General features: G+C 32.6%; 2 protein-coding genes. Both read left to right on the top strand.

Annotated features, from left to right (window positions below; genetic code table 11):
- The first annotated feature begins 68 nt into the window (after positions 1 to 68).
- Positions 69 to 1,844, top strand: a complete 1,776-nt coding sequence (locus AACX38_RS05420; protein WP_228865853.1) for a hypothetical protein — start codon at positions 69 to 71, stop codon at positions 1,842 to 1,844.
- A gap of 22 nt (positions 1,845 to 1,866) precedes the next feature.
- Positions 1,867 to 3,284: trypsin-like serine protease (locus AACX38_RS05415; RefSeq protein ID WP_228865852.1), on the top strand; the 1,418-nt coding region annotated here is incomplete at its 3' end.

The following is a 3,284-nucleotide window of genomic DNA, read 5'->3' as shown; positions in this document are numbered from 1 at the left end:
AATCTAATTTGATAAAAAATACATACATGGCTTTTAATTAAAATTATTATGTTAGTTAAGGTTACCCCATGAAAAACAAAAAATTATATTTCATGGCATTTCTCATCACTTTATTCTGCTTTAACACAGTTAGTGTAGCTAAATTAATCAATGAGAGTGCTAAATCTAGTGAAGAACACAAGAATCCTAGAAAAAATCACACTGTTTTTTCAAAAGATTATAACTTAACATTTAAAAACTTAAGTATATATGATTCTGAGATTAAAGTAGTAGGTAGTGACTGTATGTATGATTCTGGAAATAAAAATATTAATTTAAAATCTGGAGGTGAATATAATCAGACAATTGAGGATAGTGACAACGCCAACCCGTTTCATGGGGAATTTTGTCAAGGTAGTACAAAGTACGTAATATGGCAAGCAAATCTTAAAAAAAATGGAGATAATTATGAAGCATGCACTTTTATATTAAGAACAACCCCAATAAGTTTATTTTCATGGAAGACAACAGTTTATAAATACTACTGTAATCTTGAAATAACTGCTAAATGTAGCGGAGAGAACTGTTTAAATGTTTATGTTGACAGTGATAAAAGTGATCATACGGTTATAAGCATCGATAATACATGGGAACCACCAGAGATTATATCCTCTGACCCACAAACCCAGGCCCAAAATAACTATATTACCATTACAGGACAGGGCCTTATGAAAGATCACTCGTTACCTTATCTTGTCACTAATTTTGACCAAAATAAATATAAAGTTAAGCTTATAGAAGGAAAAAGGACTCAATGGCGGGCAAAAGTTTGGGTAAACTGCGAACTGGTTCCCAGAAAAATTAGTATTGAGGGTATTGATAATTCAGGAATTACTATTAAAGGGCCACCTTGTGGGGCAACCATAACGTCAATGAAGGATTCTCAAATTATACCTGATGGAAAATATGACATATCCGGTTTAATTAATACTAAAACTCCAAATGATGCTAAAAAAATTAAAGTATCAATTTCTAGTTTTGATGTTCCTGATTACACTCATCCTTATGAATCAACGAAAGAATATACACCTGATGTTGATCTGAATTCCGGCACATGGAGCCTTAAAGGTTTAACCGCAAAATGTTTTAATTACTATAAAGCATCTGTGCTTTTTAACCAGAATAGGAAAGATGACAATAATCTACCCGGAAAAAAAGAAATTAAATTTGGAGTAGCTCGTTGTCCGGTAAAAATCAAAAAACCTGTTATGCATGAATTTATTACTTCAACAGACGACAATTCTAAACAGATTGTCATTGAAGGGAAAGTAACAGAAAAAACACCTCTTGATGTAATTGTAAACTACTATTCAAATGGTGAGCATGCACTCCCCATTCTTTCTCGTATTGGAAATAACTGGCAAACCAAAATTAGTGATGCTCCTGCCGGTTTTATAAAAATTAAAGCTAAAAATACAGGAACACCAAATGTTCCCATTAAAAATAGCAATGACGAAGTCACTATACTGAACTCAAAAGAGTTCTCTGTAAAATATGGCATCATCGATAATGTATTTATCTACTTTTATGGAACCTCCCTGCCTAATAATGATAAACAAATCAGTGATTTCAAAGAAACTCTCCACCCTAAAATAGTATTATCTGATGGTGTCAAATCGGAAGAAATAATTCCTGATGAAAAAGGAAATTGGCGTTCAGACAATGAATATTATGCTAAACGAGGGGTGTATCTTTTTACTATCCATGAAACATCTGATAATGAAAATTATCCAGCAAGGAAAGATAAAACACTGGAATGTACTGGAGGTAATGACCATATGACCTGTATTGAAAAAAATAATTAATCTCCCCATTCAGGAGGCTGTTATGATTATATTTAAAGTATTTTTTATCCTCTCATTCTTATCTTACAGCATAAATGTATTTTCAGATACTGTATTGCCCCCCCACCCAATAGAAACAATTGCAGGAGGAGAAGAAAGCTGTATTGATAGTAACAATAGTAAATGCAAACCTTGGGTTGTGAATATTCATGCTAAAGATGAATCAGGAAAATATATTTTTTCATGTAGTGGTTCGCTGATCTCTCCGAGCTATATTTTGACAGCATCACATTGCAAGGGTGACCTTGAAAACATTAAAACATATTCGATTGAAAATTATGAAAAAAGAGTAATTGGCACTGCATCATATAGAAATTTCATTCGATACCCTATAGCCTCAGATTTTGCAATAATAAAATTAGATAATCCTACTAATTTAGCTAATTATGGTCATGTTCGTCGTTTCTTTAACTATGATGAAGCTTATGAAAAAATAGACAAGGATTATTATAACGCTTCTATATATGGCTATGGTAATTTGGGAATTGAACCAACAACAGGAAAGCAGACAAAAAATACAGAAGAAAAACAGCAAAGAGCTGATGTTAATATTGTCACTAACGCCATAGATTATAAACAAAATTATGGGCTTCTTATAAAAGAAAATGAAGATTTAAAGCCAGGAATTGCACAATCTGGAGACTCTGGTGGCCCGGTTATTTGGCATGATACAATCATCGGTGTTGCATCCTCAACAAATGATACTCTTAAAGTTAAAGATAGCAATAAAGTTCGTCCATTCTTTTTTGCTTCAGATGTTACAGGAAAATATGAACCAGATGTTACAGGAAAACATTTTGATACCCCTTTGAGTCACAAAATAACCCGAGGAAGTTGGTTTTCTCAATACATGAAAAAAATATGGATCGACAATCCGGATTGGGGTGCAAAATTAAGTAAAAGGAGAAAAAGCATACCTGTAGAGGGATTTGGTCGTCTATCTACTGAGATCAAACTTCGTTACTCCATTAATCACGAAGATGAAAAAAATACTAAATGTAAGGTAGGCTCAGATAGAAAATGGAAATGTGATATCCCATATAATAATTATTTTACTAAAGAAATTAAAGAAAACAATGAATATGAAATTACTATTACAGCTGAAGAGTTAAAGAAAGATAATACATCATGGGATAGTGATACCATAACAGCAACAATACCAAATACAGAGCAAGAGTTTGATATTATTTACCCAACAGATAAATCAATAGTTCTAACCAAAAACTTTACCATACGTGGATACGCAGCCCCTGGTTCTGAAATAACATTGTCATTAAGCGCTAACCCTGAGTATGTTGACGAAGTTTATACACAGGATAAATTATGCGCTGGGTTAAATAATAACGAATTGATAAAAACAGGTGAGAATGGACTATGGTCATGCAGTATAAATACTGATAT

It is taken from the genome of Xenorhabdus sp. PB30.3 (assembly GCF_963895965.1).
GTDB classification, from domain to species: Bacteria; Pseudomonadota; Gammaproteobacteria; order Enterobacterales; family Enterobacteriaceae; genus Xenorhabdus; species Xenorhabdus stockiae.
The sequence above is the reverse complement of the archived record's forward strand: the minus strand, read 5'-3'. Positions and strand labels throughout refer to the sequence as shown.

What these genes read in the sequence shown, in the direction of transcription:
- AACX38_RS05420 (WP_228865853.1), top strand. Translation starts at nt 69, where the DNA reads ATGAAAAACAAAAAATTATATTTCATGGCATTTCTCATCACTTTATTC.